Raw genomic sequence first — 19,971 nt, 5'->3', positions numbered from 1 at the left:
ATAAATTTTATTTAAGAAGTTGGCTACAAGGTACAAAAGATAAAACATTATATCTCCTTAAAGTGTATGGAGAATACATAATAGGAACCAGAGTAATGTTAAACAGTACAACGTATGAGAGATACAAAAAGTACAAAAGAATAACAGTACCAAGGATAAAAAGTAATGTAAAAGGTGTCATTTGAAATATTGATAAGGAGGTATATTCCATTGGAAATAGCGAATATCAATTATCAATTATCAATATGAGAGTGGTAAGGCATAGTTCCCTAGAGAAAGACCTAACTACATAAGACCGAAAAAGAATCCTATTAAGAGGATAAATAAGCGGTTAGGTGATATATCAAAAAGTGCCCTCATATTGAACAATTACCACAAAAGTAATAAAAAGGTTTCAGGATATATGTAAAGAAATATATTTTGAAAGAACAAAGTATTTATACATCATTCAAAGATATAAAAAATGTAGAAGATATAATAAGTTATATTTGTTGAAATAAGCCTGTTGTATTTAGAAGTTCTTGAAAAAGAAGTGAGTTATTTTATATCCCGAAGAAATGTATAAAGAAATGTTTTGAAAACAAAATAGCCCGAACTATTTGTTAGAAGCTTTTTATTATCCATAATAGATTTGATATGAACTTTCAATAAATCTTATCAAATAACCAGAATTTCAATATCCAAGAAGAGTGAAGACCATTTCAAAGAAGGTTTTGTCAGAGTCCAAAAGGGATTTGGGTAGAACGTTCATACAAGAAATGAAAGGAAGCTCAAAGAGATTAAGAATTCAGAGTGAAAGATTTATAAATAGGGAATGAGAAGATTAAAAAGAAGTATAGAAGAATAAGGAAAGAACAAAATAACAGTATTCATTCCGGATTTTTTATCAATAATAGAAAAAGAAAGGAATAAAAAAATTGAATAACGCAGATCATTAGAACAACCGTTGTATCCGAAAATCGAAGATATGACGGTTGTTCATTTTTTGCATTCTATGCTATAATACCCTCAGGCAAACAAAGTTCCCCTGTCACACACCAAGCATTCCGTATTCCGCATAGCAGATCAACAGCATTTTTTTCATAATATAAAGCTATCAATCAGACTTGGTTTTAATTATTTTACCGACAGAGATAACCAGGGAAATACAGGGGGATGGGGCCGGGGTGTGGGCTGTGTCCGTGTGATGTTTCAGTGGAGCGTCACGAAGATCCACCTGCCCCAGACACTTAATGAGGAAGCCATTGCTGACGAATTTAGTGTATGGGAGCAGGTTAGCTTCGGGACAGCGGAACGCTTCACGCGGACACAGCCCACACCCCGGCCCCATCCCCCTGTATTTCCCGTCCCCCTTGCCAATAAAAATCAAAAAGGACCCCATAACTATGACAACCCCCAAAATCCTATACGAAGACCCCCACCTCCTAATCTGCCACAAACCCCCAGGCCTCCCCGTCCAAACCAAAAAGATCAACACCCCGGACCTGGAATCCACCCTCCTAACCTACCTGACCTCAAAAGGCAATCCTCCCTATCTAGCCGTGATCCACCGCCTCGATCAGCCCGTGGAAGGCATCCTGGTCTTCGCCAAAACCAAAGAGGCAGCCAAAGATCTAAACACCCAGATACAAAACGGCAAAATGGAAAAATACTACCTTGCCGCTGTCAGCGGCATTCTGACCGAAAAAGAATCCCGCCTGGAAAATGAATTGATCAAAGACCCCAAAACCAACACCTCCAGAGTATCCAGGCAAAAAACACCTCAAAGTAAAAAAGCCGTTCTGGAATACCGTGTATTAAAAGAGGAGGAAGACAGATCGTTACTGGAGATCCACCTTCTGACAGGCCGTCATCACCAAATCCGTGTCCAGATGGCATATGCAGGCCACCCACTGCTGGGGGATACCAAATACAACCCTCAGGCAGGGAAAGAAAAAGAATGGCAGTACATAGCTTTATGTGCATACAAACTATCATTTATCCATCCAAAAACAAAGAAAAAAATGGAATTCCAGGTAAAGCCCTCTGGAAATTTTCCTATAGTATAGGTAAGAAAAGTCCACACATACTGATAGAGAAGAATAAAAAAATAAGGTATGGTGAGTGGAAGATGAGATGGAAGAAGGCGGGCATAACAGTGGGAGTATTCGCAGGCGTATTTCTGATAATGAAATATGCGGTACCTGTGATGCTCCCATTTCTATTAGGTGGGCTTCTGGCACTCGCCATACTTCCGGCGGCCAGATGGCTGGCTGACCGGAAACTCTGCAGAAAACTTCACTTTACAGAGGGCGGCATTGGCGCGGTTCTGATCCTTCTTCTCTCAGTGGGAAGCATTCTTGGCTTCATGTGGCTTCTCCAGGCTCTATCCACACAGATTGGCCGGCTGATCTCCTTCTATCCGGTAATAAAAAAAGAATTCTGCCAGATCATCGGACAATGCTGCAGACAGGTGGAGTACACAATGGGAATACCGGCCCAGGAGAGCAGTCAGTATATTTATATGCAGCTCAACAATCTGGGAAGTTCTTTTTTTGGCGGAAGCCAGTCCATGGAAGCTGCGGTGGATTCCATGAAAACGTGTGTGGTGGTGGTAGGCGGCCTGATCCTGTGCGTGGTATCCGCGGTTTTGATCCTGCAGGAACACGGAGACTGGAAAGCACAGTTCGCCTCCTGGCCGGTTTTCGTGAAGATCAGAAACCTTTTCCGGAATTTGAAGAACGGAATAGCGGAATATTTCAAAGCCCAGATAAAGATCATGGGAATTATTATTCTGCTCTGCATAGCCGGACTGTTTTTACTGGGGACATCCCATTTCCTCCTCGCCGGGCTGGCACTGGGACTTCTGGACGCCCTGCCGGTATTGGGAACAGGAACATTTCTTGTGCCCGCAGCGCTGGTACTTGCCCTGAGGGGAAATGCCGTGGGTGCTGTTGGATGTATCGCCCTCTATCTTGTCACAAGCTGCGTCAGGCAGTTTCTGGAACCCCGCCTGATCGGAAAAAAAGTGGGTGTATCCCCTCTGCTTGTTCTGCTGTCCGTGTATCTGGGACTTTTTTTGTACGGAGGAGCAGGTTTTTTGCTTGGCCCTCTCTCTGCTTTGGTGATTTACGGGATTTTACGCGAATGGAATCTTCTGGACTATGGGAAAAATGAATAGAAAAGTTCCTGAAAATTTTACGAAATTATTACAAAAAGCATATGGACTAATGTATAGTTTCGTGTATAATGGAAACGTAGTTAAAATGAAGAGAAGTCCATGTAAAAATCTGGTAAAGCCGTGCAGGGGCATGGTGTGAGCCTTGGAGGTAGGGCATGAAACGTACGATAGTTGCTTTATTATGCATCGCGCTGGCAGTGGGTTCCCTGGCAGGATGCGGTGATAAGGATAAGAATGAGGTACCTGTGAATACAGAGGCAAAAGCCGAAGATAAACCGGTTGTGGGAAGTAATGGGGAACCTCAGAAAGATACAGAAGAGGATCAGAAGGAAGAGGAAAAAGATAATACAGAGAACGCAGTGAATACCGGTGAGGATGAGAAAAGTCAGGATGCGGAAGAAGAGAAAGACGCTGACATGTCTGAAAATCTGACCATGACAACCCTGAAGAGCAGTGCCGGTACCATTGATTATACGTCCCTGGAGGGATTGGATCTGGAGGCAGGCGGCCATATTGCAGTAGTTGTCAAGAGCACCAAGACAGGCTACTGGGAAACTGTAAAAAAAGGCATGGAGGCAGCCGTAAAAGATTTAAATAAAAAACTGGAATATAAAGGTGATGATAAGATAAAACTATCCTTTGAAGGACCGTCCGATGAGACGGATGTGGAGAGTCAGATCAATATCATCGACGCGGTCCTGGCTGAGAACCCGGGGGTTCTCTGTCTGGCAGCCATAGATATGGAATCCTGCCAGGCACAGCTTGAGACTGCAGAGGAGAATGGAATCCCGGTTGTGGTGCTGGATTCAGGCGTTGTGACAGGGACTGTGAACTCTGTCTGTGCCACAGACAACAAGGCAGCAGGAGCGGACGCTGCTAAAAAACTCAGCGAAGCCATTGGAGGCAGCGGTGAGATCGCAGTCATGGCCCATATTGAAAGTTCTGAGAGCAGCCAGGACAGAGAAGCAGGGTTTGCCGACGAGATCGCTGCAAACCATCCGGAGATCAAGATCGTGAATGTCTCCTATGAAAATGAGGAAATGTCCGTCAAGGAAATGGCTGCAAAAGTGCTGGAGGAAAACCCAAATCTGAAAGGCTATTTCTGTACCAATCAGATGACGGCAGATGAAGTCCTGGACGCGCTTGAGGAAGCGGGAAAAGAAAACATGGCGGTAGTCGGATTTGATGCAGGCAAGAAGCAGAAGGAAGCCATCAAAAACGGAAGAGAGGCCGGAGTTATTGCCCAGAATCCGTACGGCATGGGATATGCCACAGTGGTAGCGGCAGCCAGGGCTTGGCTGGGGCTGGAGAATGATTCCTTTATCAATCCGGGGTATCAGTGGATTGATGCAGCCAGTCTGGATGATGAGAAGCTGAAGAATTACTTATACGAGTAAGATAAAGTCAAATTAAACAAAGACATTCGGGGAGATTGTGTAAATTATATACAATCTCTCTTTTTTTATCGGGATTACCAAAATAAGGCAATTTTTTTTCGTGTAATTCGGTTAAAAATATTGTGAACAAATTGACAAATTGCATAATTCATAGTAATATTTAAATTATGTGAAGGTGGTGATACTGTGATAGAAGGAACAATCAAAGAAATCCGGGATGCGGAGCAGGAGGCAGCAAACGTTGTTGCGGATGCAAAGCGCCAGAGTGAAAAGATTTCGGAGGAAGCAAAACTAGCTTCCGAAAAGTTGTATTCCGATATGGTTTCCGAAGCGCAGCAGAAGGCGAAAAAACTCAGAGATTCTGCTGAAACTTTTGGAAAGCAGCAGACGGACGAGGCCCTTTTGGAGGCCGGAAAAGAAATCGAGAAGCTGAAGAGCGCGGCAAAAAGCCGGGAAAAAGAAGCGGTTGATTTGATTATTTCCGAATTAGTCTGAGAGAAAGAAAAGAAAACGTAACGATTCAGCAGGTCTGCATATTTACTGTGCTGACCGTAAGAAAGCGCCCCGAAAGCAAAGCGAAAATCCCATCGCCAAAGGCGATTTATCATGGATTTTTGCCTGTAACTGTGAGGGGACTGAACAGTTACAAGAAAACGAGTTAAAGGAGGGATGAGAGTATGGCAGTAATGCAGATGCAGCGAGTCAGTATCTGCGCGCTGAAAAGGGACCGGAAGGCCATCCTGGAAAAGCTGCAGACCATGGGAGTCATGGAAATGACCCAGGTTCTGGACGATGAGTCAGGCTTTGAAAAGATGGATACCCAGGGAGCCAGAAACACTTTTGAGAAGAAAGCGAATCTGGCAGACTTAGCACTGGATATCCTGCAGGAATATGCACCGGAGAAAAAATCCCTGCTGTCCAGTCTGGAAGGAAAAAAACTGATTGAAAAAGAAGCTTACAACCAGGTAGCGGTTAGAAAAGAAGAAATGATGGACATTGCTTCGAGAATAACCGGCTGGCAGAAAGAAATCGCAGAGTGCCGTGCGAATATCCAGAAAATGGAAAACCAGATAGAAGCACTGGCTCCATGGATGAGTCTGGATGTGCCTATGAATTTTGAGGGCACAGGTTCTACCAGGGCACTCATCGGTGCCATTTCGGGAGAAATGACACTGGAAGCGGTTTACAGCCTGATCGCGGAGTATGCTCCCGAGGCTGAAGGCGTGGATGTGACAGTCCTTTCTGCGGACAGAGATTCCACTTATATTGTTGCATTGTGTCTGAAAAAGGACGCGCAGCAGGTGGAGGATGCGCTGCGGCAGGGCGGCTTTGCTAAGCCATCTCAGATCGTGGATGAAGTTCCGGCGGTCGAAAAAGAAAATTTGGAGGCAGAAATCGGTGCTGTCCAAAAACAAATTGATACTTGTCAGAAGCATATTGTTGAATATGGAGACAAGCGCGCAGACCTGCGTTTGATATCTGACTATTTCCGTACCAGAGCAGAGAAATATGAACTCCTGGGACATATTCCACAGTCTTCCAGGACCTTTTTTGTAAGTGGGTATATACCCCAGAAGGCAGTTCCCGCAGTGAAAAAGGCAATGGAGGAAGGCTATGATCTGGTCTTTGACGTGGAGGAGATACAGGAAGATGAGGAAGCACCTGTGCTTCTGAGCAACAATCCATTTTCCCAGTCCGTGGAGGGTGTTTTGGAATCTTACGGTCTTCCCAAAAAAGGCGAGGTAGACCCAACGACGATCATGTCGTTTTTCTATGTGTTTTTCTTCGGTCTGATGTTGTCTGATGCGGCATACGGGCTGATCATTTTCCTGGCATGTTTTATTGTATTGAAAAAATATCCGCGCATGGGCCAGGGCATGCACAAGGCACTGAAGATGTTTATGTACTGTGGACTTTCCACGTTGGTATGGGGCGTACTCTTCGGAGGATATTTCGGAGATGCTGTGGATGTGATCGCGAAAACGTTCTTCCACGTGAATGTACCGGATGGCGGACTGATCAAGGCTGCCTGGTTCGTTCCGCTGAATGACCCTATGCGTCTTCTTCTGTATGCAATGCTGTTTGGTGTGATCCATCTGTTTATGGGACTTGCCTTAAAGGGATACATGCATCTGAAAGAAAAACAATATATGGATTTCTTCTGTGATGTTATTATCTGGTATGTATTTTTGATCGGTTTGATCATGATGCTGCTTCCCAGCAGTATCTTTGCATCAATTTCCCAGCTTCCGGAAGGAACCTTCCCGCCGGCAGTTTCACAGATTGGAAAAGTGCTGGCGATCGCAGGTGCTGTAGGCCTGCTCCTTATGTCAGGCCGTGCCAATAAGAACATCGCACTGCGTCTGGCGCTGGGTGCGTATGATATATACAATGTAACAGGATGGCTGAGTGATGTATTATCCTATTCCCGTCTGCTGGCCCTGGGCCTTGCAACAGGTGTTATCGCCTCTGTAGTAAATCAGATGGCAAGTATGCTGGGGGATGGCTTTATCGCTGCCATTGGTTTTATCGTGATCTTTATTGTCGGACATTCACTGAATCTGGCGATCAATCTTTTGGGCGCATACGTGCATACAAACCGTTTACAGTTTGTCGAGTTCTTCGGCAAGTTTTATGAGGGTGGAGGAAGACCTTTCAACCCGTTTAAATTAACTACGAAATATGTAGATGTTAAGGAGGAAACTTATTTATGAGTCAGTTAGGAATTGTTTACGCATTACTTGGTGCAGCATTAGCAGTATTATTAGCAGGTGCAGGTTCATCTATTGGTGTAGGTATTGCCGGTCAGGCAGCCGCAGGTGTTGTTACGGAAGATCCAAGCAAATTTGCAAAGGTTCTGATCATGCAGCTTCTGCCTGGTACACAGGGTATCTATGGTCTGCTGGTTGGTTTCATCACACTTTCCAAGATCGGTCTGTTAGGCGGCGGTATGTTAGACCTGACACCACAGCAGGGCTTACTGGTATTAGCAGCTTGTCTGCCGATCGGTATCGTTGGTCTGATCTCCGGTAAATATCAGGGAATGACATCTGCAGCAGCTATCGGCATCGTTGCCAAGAAACCGGAACAGTTCGGTAAAGCTATGCTCTTCCCGGCCATGGTTGAGACCTATGCAATCCTTGCTCTGCTGATTTCCATTCTTTCCGTAACGAACCTTTCCTTTTGATCATAAAAGGAGGGCAGTCCCTGCATGGGGACAGATATTACAGGACAGAATAGAAATAGTAAAGGAGAGCTAAAGAATGACTGGATTAGAAAAAATGAAAAGCCAGATTCTGGATGAAGCAAAAAGCTCCGCTAATGATATCATCGACCGGGCGCAGAAAAGCGCAGAAGCAGTAAAACAGGAGATGAAAAAAAAGGCGGAAGCAGAATGCGGACGTATCTCCAAAAAAGCGGATGCTGATGTTGAAAATATTAAGGAACGCGCACTTTCCTCCTGTGATCTGCAGAAAAGAAAAGCGCTTCTGGAAGCAAAGCAGGAAGTGATTTCCGAAGTATTGGAAAGAGCCTATAACACACTGCTTTCTGCAGATGACGAGACATATTTCAACATGCTTCGCAAAATGCTGGACAAATTCGTTCTGGCTCAGGAAGGGGAAATTTGTTTCTCACCTGAAGATTTGAAGAGAATGCCGCAGGGCTTTGAAAAAGAAATTTCAGGCATAGCCGAGAAAAAGGGCGGAAAACTGGTTCTTTCCAAAGAACACAGAAATATCCGCGGCGGCTTTGTCCTTATATATGGTGGAATCGAGGAAAACTGTACCTTTAAGGCCATGTTTGATTCCAAGAGAGGTGAACTTTCCGATAAAGTTCATGCATTATTATTTTCGTAAGCGATAACCGCAAGAAGGAGGAATTATCTTGATTGATACAAAATATACCTATGCGGTTGCGCGAATCCGTGCGCTTGAGACGGCGTTATTCACTTCTGCCACTCTTGACCAGCTCATGGCCTGCCAGACAGAGGAGCAGTGCCTGCAGCTTATACAGGAAAAGGGTTGGGGCGGCGCGGATACGCCGGTGAATGCAGAGGCAATATTGACCAGGGAGCAGGAAAAGATTTGGGAAAATATTAAAGACCTGGGTGTTGATATGTCCGTTTTTGATGTACTTTCCTACCCGAATATGTTCCACAATCTGAAGGCAGCCATCAAGGATGTATGTACGGAGGAAAACGGCAGGGCCATGAATATCTATTATGATGACACTGCCATTTCACCGGAAGAGATGCTGGAGATCGTGAGGAGCAAGGATTTTTCCAGACTTCCCAAATATATGGCCGGTGCTGCAAAAGAGGCCTACGAGACACTGCTTCACACAAGGGACGGACAGCTCTGTGATGTTATTGTGGACAAGGCAGCCCTGGAAGCCATCTATGCAGCAGGCAGGGAAGCGAAGGACAGCATTATCAAGGATTATGCGGAGTCTACCGTTGCCATAGCAGATATTAAGATTGCTGTGCGTTCACAGAAAACCGCAAAAAACATGGACTTTATGAAGCGTGCCATGGTGGAATGCGAATCCTTAAGTGTGGCACAGCTTTCCAAAGCAGCAGTAAGCGGCATTGATGCCATTGTGGAATATTTGTCAGGCACTGCTTATGCAGAGGGCGGAAAAGCCATTGCAGAGTCTATGTCCGCATTTGAACGCTGGTGCGACAACCGTATGATGGAGACCATGCAGCCTCAGAAATATCAGTCATTTTCAGTGGGACCTCTGGTTGCCTATGTGCTTGCCAGGGAGAACGAGATCAAAACGGTACGAATCATTTTGTCCGGCAAACGCAGCGGGCTTTCGGATGATTCCATCCGGGAAAGGGTAAGGGAAATGTATGTTTAAGATTGCAGTTGTGGGCGATTACGACAGTATTTACGGGTTTGCTACACTGGGTCTGGATACCTTCCCGGTAACATCCCGAAAAGAAGCTGAAGAAAAACTGGAACATCTGGCAGCAAGCAAATATGGGATAATCTATATCACAGAAGCGCTGGCTGCAGAGTGTAAAAAGACGATTGATAAATTTCAGGAACAGCTCCTTCCTGCAATTATCCTGATACCCGGTGTTTTCGGAAATACCGGTGAAGGTGTGCAGGGAGTTAAGTTATCCGTGGAGAAGGCTGTTGGATCGGATATTCTTTTCAGCAATAATTAAAAGGTCCGGTTAGCGGCAGCGCCGCAGTTACCGGAATTTTGGTGGCGAAATGTCACAGATACGAACTAATTTAGAAAGCAGGTGATTCGTTCCGATGAGCAAAGGTACGATTAAAAAAGTTGCAGGACCGCTGGTTATCGCGGAGGGCATGAGGGACTCAAACATGTTCGACGTTGTCCGTGTTAGTAATCAGCGTCTGATTGGTGAGATCATCGAGATGCACGGTGACGAAGCCAGTGTTCAGGTATACGAGGAGACATCAGGACTGGGGCCGGGAGAACCGGTTGAATCCATGAATGCGCCTCTTTCCGTAGAACTTGGACCGGGTCTTATCACAAGTATCTATGATGGTATCCAGCGTCCGCTGGATGAGATCATGAAGGTTTCCGGCACCAACTTAAAGCGTGGTGTTGAGGTTCCTTCTCTGAAGAGAGATAAGAAATGGAATTTCGTTCCTACTGTTAAAGTTGGTGACGAGGTACAGAACGGCGATATTATCGGTACCGTACAGGAGACCATCGTCGTCAACCATAAGATCATGGTTCCTTACGGGATCAATGGTAAGGTAAAAGAGATCAAAGCCGGTGAATTTACGGTGGAAGACGTTGTTGCTGTTATTGAAACAAAAGACGGTGACAAAGAAGTGGGAATGATGCAGACATGGCCGGTTCGTAAAGGCCGTCCTTATCTGAAAAAACTGCCGCCGGAAATGCCTCTGGTAACAGGACAGCGAGTAGTGGATACGTTCTTCCCTATCGCAAAAGGCGGTGTGGCAGCCGTTCCGGGACCTTTCGGAAGCGGTAAGACAGTTATCCAGCATCAGCTTGCAAAATGGGCTGAGGCCGACATCGTGGTTTATATCGGATGCGGCGAGCGTGGAAACGAGATGACAGACGTTCTGAACGAGTTCCCTGAACTGAAAGACCCGAAAACAGGACAGTCCTTGATGGAACGTACCGTTCTGATCGCAAATACCTCTGATATGCCTGTTGCGGCACGTGAGGCTTCTATTTATACAGGTATCACCATTGCAGAATATTTCCGTGATATGGGTTATTCCGTAGCTCTGATGGCAGACTCCACATCACGTTGGGCAGAGGCACTTAGAGAGATGTCAGGACGTCTGGAAGAGATGCCCGGTGAGGAAGGTTACCCTGCATACCTGGGTTCCCGTCTGGCGCAGTTCTACGAGAGAGCCGGACATGTGGTTTCTCTGGGAAGCGACCAGAGAGAGGGTGCACTTTCCGTTATTGGAGCCGTATCCCCTCCGGGTGGTGATATTTCCGAGCCTGTATCCCAGGCAACCCTGCGTATCGTTAAGGTGTTCTGGGGACTGGATTCCGCACTGGCATACAAACGTCATTTCCCGGCGATCAACTGGCTGACCAGCTATTCCCTGTATGTGGATAACATGGCTGACTGGTTTGACGATAATGTGGCTGCAGACTGGATGGAGAACCGCCAGAAGCTCATGAGTCTTCTGCAGGATGAGGCGGAACTGGAAGAGATCGTTAAGATGGTTGGTATGGATGCCCTCTCAGCTTCTGACAGGCTGAAAATGGAGGCTGCCCGTTCCATCCGTGAGGACTTCCTGCATCAGAACTCTTTCCATGAGGTGGACACCTACAGTTCACTGAAGAAACAGCATCTGATGATGAAGCTGGTTCTGGCTTTCTATGAGCAGGCAAAGGAGGCACTGGAAAAAGGTGCGAATATCCAGGGGCTGATCAAAATGGAAGTACGTGAGAAGATCGGCCGTTTTAAATATGTGACCGAAGACAAACTGGACAAAGAATATGATGCAGTTTTAAAAGAGCTTGCTGCTGATATTGCCAATGTATTTGGGAAGGAGGACTTCTAATGCCGAAAGAGTATAGAACCATACAGGAAGTTGCCGGCCCTCTGATGTTGGTGCGCGGTGTTGAAAATGTACATTTTGATGAGTTAGGTGAGATCGAGCTGGCAAGCGGTGAGACACGCCGCTGCCGTGTACTTGAGATCAACGGAAGCGATGCCCTGGTACAGCTTTTCGAGAGTTCTACAGGTATCAACCTGTCTGACAGTAAGGTGCGTTTCCTGGGACGAAGCATGGAGCTTGGGGTATCTGAGGATATGCTGGGCCGTGTATTCGACGGTATGGGACGTCCTATAGATGAAGGTCCGGAGATCCTTCCGGATGAGAGACGTGATATCAATGGTCTGCCTATGAACCCGGCTGCCAGGATGTACCCGGAAGAGTTCATTCAGACCGGTGTATCTGCCATTGATGGTCTGAACACACTGGTTCGTGGCCAGAAGCTGCCGATTTTCTCCGCATCAGGTCTTCCTCATGCGCAGCTGGCAGCACAGATCGCGAGACAGGCTAAGGTTCGCGGTACGGGTGAGAACTTCGCCGTTGTATTTGCCGCTTTAGGTATTACCTTTGAGGAGTCTAACTTCTTTATTGAAAGCTTTAAAGAGACAGGAGCTATTGACAGGACAGTTCTGTTCATCAACCTGGCAAATGACCCGGCTGTTGAGCGTATCGCAACGCCTAAGATGGCCCTCACTGCAGCAGAATATCTTGCATTTGAAAAAGATATGCATGTACTGGTAATCCTTACCGATATCACAAACTACGCAGATGCCCTGCGTGAGGTTTCCGCAGCCCGTAAAGAGGTTCCGGGACGCCGTGGATATCCGGGTTACATGTACACAGACCTGGCAACCATGTATGAAAGAGCAGGACGTAAGAAAGGAAGTAATGGTTCCATTACCATGATTCCGATCCTTACCATGCCTGAGGATGATAAAACCCATCCGATCCCTGACCTTACCGGATATATCACTGAGGGTCAGATCATCCTGAGCCGTGAGCTTTACAGAAAGGGTGTAACACCGCCGATTGATGTTCTGCCGTCTCTGTCACGACTGAAAGATAAAGGTATCGGTGAAGGCAAGACACGTGCTGACCATGCAAACACCATGAACCAGTTATTCGCTGCCTATGCCCGTGGTAAAGAGGCAAAGGAGCTGATGACGATCCTCGGTGAGGCAGCGCTTTCTGATATTGACCTTATCTATGCTAAATTCGCGGATGCTTTTGAGGCAGAGTATGTTTCACAGGGCTATACCACAAACCGCGATATTGAGGAGACACTGCGTATCGGCTGGAAGTTGCTCTCCATACTGCCGAGGAGCGAGCTGAAACGTATTGATGATAAATTCCTTGATGAATATTACGGTAAACAATAATGCCGGCGGAACAGCAGGACAAAATATCCTACTGTTCCATCAGAAAATGCATAGAAAGAGGTGATTGTCTTGGCATCTACCCAGGTGAATCCTACCAGAATGGAGCTTACCAAGCAGAAGAAAAAGCTGGTTACCGCCGTCAAGGGTCACAAGCTTTTGAAGGACAAACGTGACGAGCTTATGCGTCAGTTCCTGGATCTGGCAAGAGAAAATATGGCTCTGCGCCTGAAAGTGGAAGAGGGTATTAAAGAGGCTAACAAGAACTTCGTGATCGCAAAAGCCGGCATGTCCGAACAGACCCTGAACACAGCGCTGATGGCACCAAAACAAGAGGTGTATCTGGATGCGGGCAAGAAGAATGTCATGAGTGTTGACATTCCTGTCTTCCAGTCCCAGACCAGGACCGCGGATGCAAATGACATCTATTCCTACGGTTTTGCCTTTACATCAGGTGACCTGGACGGCGCGGTGAAATCTCTGGCAGATATCCTGCCGGATATGCTGAAGCTTGCGGAGATAGAGAAGTCCTGCCAGCTTATGGCTTCCGAGATTGAGAAGACCCGACGCAGAGTAAACGCTCTGGAACATGTTATTATTCCGGAGACGCAGGAAAATATTAAGTATATTACCATGAAGTTGGACGAGAGCGAGAGAAGTACACAGATCCGTCTGATGAAAGTAAAAGATATGATGCTTGAAGAAGCGCATCATTATAAGGAAAAGGACAGAGAACGCGCATACAGCGCGGGCTGATATGTCTGATGGAAGAATCCTATTTTCCAGAAGCACTGACAGGTTGTCAGTCCGCTGGAAGATAGGATTTTTTTAGAAAGAATCCCGATACTGCCTGGGAGTCATGCCTGTGTATTTTTTAAACACGGAAATATAATGACTCTGACTGGAAAAGGCCAGTATCATGCTGATTTCAGAAATAGAATACTGAAAAACAGTCAGCAGAGACTTGGATGTCTCCACACGCTTCCGGTTCAGGTATTCCATAGGGCTTATAGCCATTTCCTGGCGGAACAGATGGGAGAAACGGTCTTTGCTCAATCCCGCTGCATGGGCAATGTCGGAGAGGCATATTTTTTCCTGCTGATGGTCATTTATGAAATTCACGGCTCTGCGTATGGCCGGAGAATGGGTGGTGATACCTTTTGCCTTTGCTGCTGCTGCCGTGAATTCACAGGTGGCCTGGTCACGCAGAGTAAGAAGGCGTGTGATGGAAGTGCATTTTTCAGAAGCTTGGATAAAGCTGTCGCTCATTGCATAGGCTATATCTTCCTCCGCGCCGCCTTCAATAGCGGCCCTGGTGATCTGGGTAATGTGGGCAATGAAAAGATTCTGCGCGTGCCGCAGGGGATCTGCAGAGAGAATTCCCGGTTTACCTGTAAGGCTTAATTCGTTCATACATTCTTTGGCACGTATAAGGTCTCCTGCACGCACGGCGTCCAGGAGATTTTTTTCGTAGGAATAAGGTGTGTGAAACGCGGAGGATTCTCTTCGATGAAAGAGTGTCTTTTGCACAGCAGCAGGTATAGGTGCGGGAGTGATCAGGTCATTTGCCTCCATAATATCCTCCGCATTGATCCGTTCCCGGTAGAATAAGCTGCAGGCCAGGGAAAGATAATTATAAAAGTATTCCTGTTCCATAACAGGCAGCGCTGACATTAGCGTGTAACGGCTGCCCGGAGACAGTGCGCACAGCCCCGGGAAAGCCTGTTTCAATTCCCTGTCGGAAAGCCGGGAAAAGAGACAGGGACCAAAGTGTAGAGAAAAACAACCGTCAGCCGGGGGAAGAGAGAGCCCGGCACTGTAATACGCGCTGTTTTCCATGAAGAGAACAGGCAGCGGGGCCGTACCTTTTCGGGGCAGTTTCTTGGGCATGCGGGGAAGGGGGAATAAGTCCATACCTTCAAGCCGGGGATAGGTGAAGCATATGCTGCCGTCCGGTGCCTGGCAGAAGACAGGTATCTGTGTCAAGTGATAAAGCAGGCGGCAGTTATGGCGGATGGTTTGCATATCCATGTGGTGTTCCTCCAGAGATCATATAAGCTTATTTAAGTATAACAGAAATGAGAATTTGTGACAATAATATGATAGAAACAGCAGGATTATGATATTCATTCGGGCGTTTGCGTGGTATTTTAATGATATACCTCATCATGCGGCACAACGGTAAAAAAGCATGGTGCATTTATGCAAAGGAGCGGATAAATATGAAGCGAGATGTTAAAGCAATTGTAAAACAAATGACTCTGGAAGAGAAAGCAGGCATGTGTTCCGGTAAGGATTTCTGGCATTTGAAAAGTGTGGAAAGGCTGGGTATCCCTGAGGTGATGGTCAGCGACGGACCTCACGGACTTAGAAAACAGGATAAAGAAGCAGACCATCTGGGTGCAAATGAGAGTATCAAAGCAGTATGTTTTCCTACTGCCTGTGCTACCGCCTGCTCTTTTGACAGAGAACTGCTGGAAACTTTGGGGGAGACACTTGGTGAGGAATGCCAGGCAGAAAATCTGTCGGTGATCTTAGGGCCGGCAGTGAATATTAAGCGGTCTCCTCTGTGCGGAAGAAATTTTGAGTATTTTTCCGAAGACCCGTACCTGGCTTCCCAGATGGCTGCGGCACATATAAAGGGTGTGCAGTCTAAAAATGTGGGAACCTCCATCAAACATTTTGCCGCAAATAATCAGGAACACAGGAGAATGTCCTGTTCCTCTGAAATTGATGAGAGGACATTTCGGGAGATTTATCTGGCTGCATTTGAAACAGCAGTCAAGGAAAGCAGACCGGATACGGTGATGTGCTCTTATAATAAGATCAACGGCACCTTTGCGTCTGAGGATCACAGGCTGCTCACGGAGATCCTGAGAGACGAGTGGGGATTTGAAGGATATGTTATGTCTGACTGGGGTGCAGTCAATGACAGGGTAAAAGGACTGGAAGCAGGGCTTGACCTGGAGATGCCGGCAAGCGGCGGACATACGGATGCGGAGATCGTGGAAGCTGTGAGATCCGGTGAGCTTAAGGAAGAGGTTCTGGATACTGCAGTGGAAAGGATCCTGAACATTATCTTTAAATTCACGGATAACCGACAGCCCGGAAACTTCGATAGGGAGGAAGATCATAAACTGGCGGGAAAGATTGCCAGGGAATCCATGGTGCTGCTGAAAAATGACGGGATTCTGCCGCTGAAAGAGAATGGTCAGAAGATTGCATTTATCGGTAAATTTGCAGAGAAGCCCAGGTTCCAGGGCGGCGGAAGTTCACACATTAACTCGTTTAAGGTGACCGGCGCACTGGAGGCTGTGAAGAAATATGCGGATGTGTCCTATGCCCAGGGATATGATGTGAAAGAAGATAAGGCAGATGAAGCCATGCTTGCAGAGGCTGTTGCAGCAGCAGAGAATGCGGATATAGCTGTGATATTTGCAGGGCTTCCCGATGCGTTTGAATCGGAGGGGTATGATCGGGAGCATATGAGAATGCCGGAATGCCAGAACAGACTGATCGCTGAGATCGTAAAGGTACAGCCCAATACCGTGGTGGTCCTTCACAATGGTTCTCCTGTGGAAATGCCCTGGGCGGATGATGTGAAGGGCATCCTGGAATCCTACCTGTGCGGACAGGCAGTGGGAGAGGCTCAGGTGGATCTTCTTTTCGGCAGGGCAAATCCGTGCGGTAAGCTGGCAGAGACCATTCCGTATAAACTGTCTGATAATCCTTCCTATCTGAATTTCCCCGGAGATGGGAAGACCGTGGAGTACAGGGAAGGCGTATTTGTTGGGTACCGCTATTATGATACAAAGGAAATGCCTGTTCGCTATCCCTTTGGTTATGGCCTGAGTTATACTACCTTTGCCTACAGTGATCTGAAGCTCTCCGCAAAAGAAATAAAGGATACGGACAGGCTGACCGTTTCCCTTAAAGTTAAAAATACGGGGGACATGGCAGGCAGGGAAATTGTGCAGCTCTATGTGGCGGATAAGACAGGGGTTGTGAGCAGACCGGTGAAAGAACTGAAGAATTTTGCCAAAGTGGAGCTGGAACCGGGCGAGGAAAAGACAGTTATAATGGAGCTGGATAAGAGAAGTTTTGCGTGGTATAATACAGAAATTTCAGACTGGTATGCAGCTACCGGGACATATGAGATCCTTGTGGGAAGTTCATCCAGGGACATCCATTTAAGGGATGCGGTACAGCTTGTCTCCACAACAGAAATTTCCGTAAAGATTCATATGAATACCACAGTCGCAGAACTGTTGGCAGAGCCTAAAGCGAAAGAGATCATGAGTGGGCTGTTGAAAACCATGATGGAAAATATCGGGGCAGGAGATGATGGGGAAAGTGCAGCCAGTGAAGCCATTTCTCCGGAAATGTCTCTTAAAATGATGGAGAACTCACCGCTTAGGACATTCAGAAGTTTTGCGGGGGTCAGTACACGGGAAGTACAGGAACTTATAGCAAAACTCCAGGCAGCAGTGGATGGGAAATAGAGGAATATAGCGCAGGGCTTGGCTGCTTGAAAGCGGGTCTGCGGACTTATTCATGGAATGATTGAAAAAGTACATTTTTGGTAACTATTCAGTAGGTCTGCGCATTCACTGCGCTGACCGTATGAAAAAGTAGTGCCGGCAGGCATCCAGCCCATCGCGAAGCGTTTTTTACGGCTGGATGCGTAATGGTTCAGCTTGTCTGAACTGTTACATATTTTTAACGGACAGGCGGGAAAGTATATTCCCGGCTGTCCGTTTGTGGTATAATTGAGGAAAAATAACCCGAGACTGAACGGATGAGGAGGTATTTATATGTTTCGATGGGGAATTATGGGCGGCGGTTTTATATCATCCCAGTTTGCCAGGGGGCTGGAGGAAGCGGCAGATATGCAGGTGGAAGTGTTGGCATCCAGGTCCGGAAGGAATGATTACGGGATAAAGGCAAAGAAATACTGCTGTTCTTATGAAGAGCTGGTAAATGATAAAGAGGTGGATGCAGTGTATGTAGGGACAATCCACCCTCAGCATCTTTCGTGTGTAAAGGCCTGCCTGAAGGCTGGGAAACCTGTATTGTGCGAGAAGCCGGTGACTATGAACGCCAGGGAACTGGAAGAGATCCTTCATTTGGCCAAGGAGAACCAAACCTTTTTTATGGAGGCTATGTGGACCAGGTTCATTCCTGCCATGCGGGGGCTTAGAAAGGAAATACAGGCTGGTGTGTACGGAAAAGTACATAATATGCATTTTACATTTGGCGGGCCTGCCAAACCAGAGACAAGGCGTCTGTTTGAGGCAGGACTTGGGGGCGGAGCACTTCTTGATGTGGGAGTCTACGGTGTGAGTGTTGCACAGTATCTTCTGGGAGAGGCGCCGGATGTAATACATGCATGGTCTGAAAAAAATGAGGAGACAGTGGATTTAAATACATGCATTCAGATGACTTATCCATGCGGATGCCTGGCGGATATGGTATTTTCCATCAATAGAAAAGTGGACAACAGGGCAGTGATCATCACGGATAAGGCAGAACTTGAAATACCGTATTTCTGGCGTCCGAATACCGTATATTTGTTTGAACCAAATGAAGATTTCCGTACGGATACGCTGAAAGAAAAAAGAGTTGTGGAAGTGGCGGGGAACGGATACCATTATGAGGCTTTGGAGGTACAGAAGATGCTTAAGGAGGGCAGGATGGAGAGTCCGGTCATGCCCTGGGAAGAGAGTCTTCAGATCATGAAAGAACTGGATGAGATCAGAAGGATCTGCGGAATCCGTTATCCGCAGGACGCTGAGTGATAAGAGAAGAGGGAGTAGAGGCAGGATGTCAAAGGAGAGACAGGAATTTTTGATCGGCACGTATACGGAGACCGTTATATTTGGTGACGGAAGCCGTTTTGCAGGTAATGGTCAGGGCATATATTGGGCAGATATAGATATGGTATCCGGTAAAATAAGGCTGAAACAGATCATAGAGGGGATAAAAAACCCCTCTTATGTCTGCGCAGATAAAGCCGGAAAAAGAATCTATGCGGTCAGTGAACTGGAAGAGTATGAAGGGCATAAAAGCGGCGCTGTAAGTGTCTATGAGGTGGGGGAGGATGGTTCAGTGAAGCTGCTGGACAGGAAACCTTCCATGGGAACAAATCCCTGTCATCTGTATCTGGATGAGACAGAGGGGATATTGTACATCAGTAATTATGGAAGCGGTTCTGCCTGTGCTTACAGGATCGGTCAGGAGGGGCGCTTTCAGGAGCCTGCCATGGTGATCCAGCATCAAGGGCATTCCGTGGATGAAGAACGGCAGGAGGGGCCGCATGTGCATTCTATTCATCCATGCCGGTTTGGAAAAGGAGTGCTGGTGTGTGATCTGGGACTGGATAGGATCAGTCGCTGTGTGGTCAGGGAGCAGGATGGCCGGTGGCTCTTTACAGAGGAGGAAAGCTGGATGACAAAGCCCGGATACGGCCCGAGGATGTTGGTTTATCATCCCTCTCTGCCCATATTCTATGTGGTGCAGGAGATGGGGAACAGGGTTCTTGTATATGAGTATGGAAATGGTACACCGCAGCAGGTACAGGATGTTTCCAGTCTTGTGACCGAAGACAGAGGGATTTTTAATACGGCTGCCGAAATACGCATCCATTCCTCGGGGACAAGGCTTTATGTTTCCAACAGAGGCGCTGACTGTATTACGGTATATGATGTGGACGGGGCAGGGAGGATTGCGCCAAACAGCAGTATACCTTCCGGTGGGAAGACGCCCCGGTGCTTTGCTGCGGCTGAAGATACAGAGTCAGGGAATACATTTCTGGTGATCGCAAACCAGGATTCTGATCAGCTTCTATCTGTGAAGCACACGGACTGCCATATGGCGGAAACGGAGGATGAACTGCAGGTGGGAAGCCCTGTCTGTGTCTGGTTATTATAAAAGGATCAATAGCTGTGAGCTGCCGGGTCTTTAGGCGGCTTTCAGGTTAAAATAGGAGGTTAGGCGGCAGATTTCCG

The 19,971-nt window shown here is 46.9% G+C and carries 16 protein-coding genes; 15 read left to right on the top strand and 1 reads right to left on the bottom strand.

Going from position 1 to position 19,971, the window contains the following annotated elements:
- Positions 1-1,385 precede the first annotated feature (1,385 nt).
- The 12 genes from C6P39_RS07200 (at position 1,386) to C6P39_RS07145 (ending at position 13,720) form a co-directional block, all read left to right on the top strand.
- On the top strand, positions 1,386-2,048 hold the full coding sequence (locus C6P39_RS07200; protein ID WP_104803294.1) for an RluA family pseudouridine synthase: 663 nt from the start codon (positions 1,386-1,388) through the stop codon (positions 2,046-2,048).
- Positions 2,049-2,110: 62 nt separating this feature from the next.
- A complete protein-coding gene (locus C6P39_RS07195) occupies positions 2,111-3,160 on the top strand; it encodes an AI-2E family transporter (protein ID WP_158661482.1) in 1,050 nt (349 codons plus the stop codon).
- 155 nt (positions 3,161-3,315) lie between these two features.
- Entirely contained in the window at positions 3,316-4,557 is a 1,242-nt protein-coding gene (locus tag C6P39_RS07190; protein WP_104803292.1) for an ABC transporter substrate-binding protein, read from the top strand.
- Between the two features lie 186 nt (positions 4,558-4,743).
- A complete protein-coding gene (locus C6P39_RS07185) occupies positions 4,744-5,052 on the top strand; it encodes a hypothetical protein (protein WP_095176189.1) in 309 nt (102 codons plus the stop codon).
- 182 nt (positions 5,053-5,234) lie between these two features.
- On the top strand, positions 5,235-7,271 hold the full coding sequence (locus C6P39_RS07180; RefSeq protein ID WP_095176188.1) for a V-type ATP synthase subunit I: 2,037 nt from the start codon (positions 5,235-5,237) through the stop codon (positions 7,269-7,271).
- On the top strand, positions 7,268-7,744 hold the full coding sequence (locus C6P39_RS07175) for a V-type ATP synthase subunit K (protein WP_018593354.1): 477 nt from the start codon (positions 7,268-7,270) through the stop codon (positions 7,742-7,744). Before C6P39_RS07180 ends, C6P39_RS07175 begins: the two co-directional genes overlap by 4 nt.
- Before the next feature lie 76 nt (positions 7,745-7,820).
- A complete protein-coding gene (locus tag C6P39_RS07170) occupies positions 7,821-8,414 on the top strand; it encodes a V-type ATP synthase subunit E (protein WP_095176187.1) in 594 nt (197 codons plus the stop codon).
- A gap of 28 nt (positions 8,415-8,442) precedes the next feature.
- Positions 8,443-9,420, top strand: coding sequence for a V0D/AC39 family V-type ATPase subunit (locus C6P39_RS07165; protein WP_095176186.1), 978 nt, complete (start codon positions 8,443-8,445; stop codon positions 9,418-9,420).
- Positions 9,413-9,733: a V-type ATP synthase subunit F gene (locus C6P39_RS07160; protein ID WP_095176185.1), complete on the top strand. Its 321-nt coding sequence runs from the start codon at positions 9,413-9,415 to the stop codon at positions 9,731-9,733. Before C6P39_RS07165 ends, C6P39_RS07160 begins: the two co-directional genes overlap by 8 nt.
- 94 nt (positions 9,734-9,827) lie before the next feature.
- On the top strand, positions 9,828-11,594 hold the full coding sequence (locus C6P39_RS07155; protein WP_104803291.1) for a V-type ATP synthase subunit A: 1,767 nt from the start codon (positions 9,828-9,830) through the stop codon (positions 11,592-11,594).
- A complete protein-coding gene (locus C6P39_RS07150; protein ID WP_065544260.1) occupies positions 11,594-12,967 on the top strand; it encodes a V-type ATP synthase subunit B in 1,374 nt (457 codons plus the stop codon). Before C6P39_RS07155 ends, C6P39_RS07150 begins: the two co-directional genes overlap by 1 nt.
- A 69-nt stretch (positions 12,968-13,036) precedes the next feature.
- On the top strand, positions 13,037-13,720 hold the full coding sequence (locus C6P39_RS07145; RefSeq protein WP_095176183.1) for a V-type ATP synthase subunit D: 684 nt from the start codon (positions 13,037-13,039) through the stop codon (positions 13,718-13,720).
- 72 nt (positions 13,721-13,792) lie between these two features.
- Here the strand turns inward: C6P39_RS07145 and C6P39_RS07140 are convergent, their stop codons facing one another.
- A complete protein-coding gene (locus C6P39_RS07140) occupies positions 13,793-14,995 on the bottom strand; it encodes a helix-turn-helix domain-containing protein (RefSeq protein WP_104803290.1) in 1,203 nt (400 codons plus the stop codon).
- 191 nt (positions 14,996-15,186) lie between these two features.
- Between C6P39_RS07140 and C6P39_RS07135 the strand changes: the two genes are divergently transcribed.
- The 3 genes from C6P39_RS07135 (at position 15,187) to C6P39_RS07125 (ending at position 19,894) form a co-directional block, all read left to right on the top strand.
- Complete coding sequence (locus C6P39_RS07135; protein ID WP_104803289.1) at positions 15,187-17,466, top strand: glycoside hydrolase family 3 C-terminal domain-containing protein; 2,280 nt, start codon at positions 15,187-15,189, stop codon at positions 17,464-17,466.
- Between the two features lie 312 nt (positions 17,467-17,778).
- Positions 17,779-18,762 carry a Gfo/Idh/MocA family protein gene (locus C6P39_RS07130; RefSeq protein WP_104803288.1) on the top strand — a complete coding sequence of 328 codons (984 nt, stop codon included), beginning with the start codon at positions 17,779-17,781 and terminating at the stop codon, positions 18,760-18,762.
- 25 nt (positions 18,763-18,787) lie between these two features.
- Positions 18,788-19,894 carry a lactonase family protein gene (locus C6P39_RS07125; protein WP_158661481.1) on the top strand — a complete coding sequence of 369 codons (1,107 nt, stop codon included), beginning with the start codon at positions 18,788-18,790 and terminating at the stop codon, positions 19,892-19,894.
- The last annotated feature ends 77 nt before the right edge of the window (positions 19,895-19,971 follow it).

This window comes from Blautia marasmi, from assembly GCF_900258535.1.
GTDB classification, from domain to species: domain Bacteria; phylum Bacillota; class Clostridia; order Lachnospirales; family Lachnospiraceae; genus Blautia; species Blautia hominis.
The sequence above is the reverse complement of the archived record's forward strand: the minus strand, read 5'-3'. Positions and strand labels throughout refer to the sequence as shown.